The 554-nt window shown below is 28.7% G+C and carries 1 protein-coding gene and 1 pseudogene; both read right to left on the bottom strand.

The window, feature by feature from the left end:
* A partial coding sequence (locus IE142_RS40285; protein ID WP_229831303.1) for a hypothetical protein occupies positions 1-233 on the bottom strand: 233 nt, incomplete at its 3' end.
* Positions 234-398: 165 nt separating this feature from the next.
* Positions 399-554, bottom strand: a pseudogene (eno, locus tag IE142_RS40280) (phosphopyruvate hydratase); the annotation flags it as partial.

Raw genomic sequence — 554 nt, 5'->3', positions numbered from 1 at the left:
ACAGTACCTGCTAAGTAAGCTAAAATATACATAATTCCAGTGTATCGGTCACTATTTAAAATGTTTTTCACTGCTGTATCTGATGTTTTTTGACCAGCTAAAGATAAAATTGATTTAGCTGTTGATTCATCTAATACAATAAAGTGGTGTATGATAAGTAAAATACAAAACACTAATGAACTTATCGCAATTAAACGTCCAGTTCTTATTTCTTTAGCATTTGAGTCTGTCATAATTGTACTCCTTTTACAAAATTACTCACATCATTATATCAGTTTACATTAATAATTTAAAATGTACTTAACTAAAAAAGCCCGTTGCAGCCTCAACTCTGCAACGGACAATTCAATTAAGATATTAAATAATAAGCGTGAACTCTTATAAAAATTAAAGAGATATTATTTATCTAAATTGTAGAAAGATTTAATTCCTTCAAATTTAGCTGTTTCGTATAATTCATCTTCAATACGTAATAATTGATTGTATTTAGCAATACGGTCAGTTCTAGATAATGAACCTGTTTTAATTTGGCCTGCATTTGTAGCAACTGCGAT

The organism is Streptomyces mutabilis (assembly GCF_014649815.1).
GTDB lineage: Bacteria > Actinomycetota > Actinomycetes > Streptomycetales > Streptomycetaceae > Streptomyces > Streptomyces mutabilis.
This window is presented reverse-complemented; position numbering and strand designations above follow the sequence as displayed.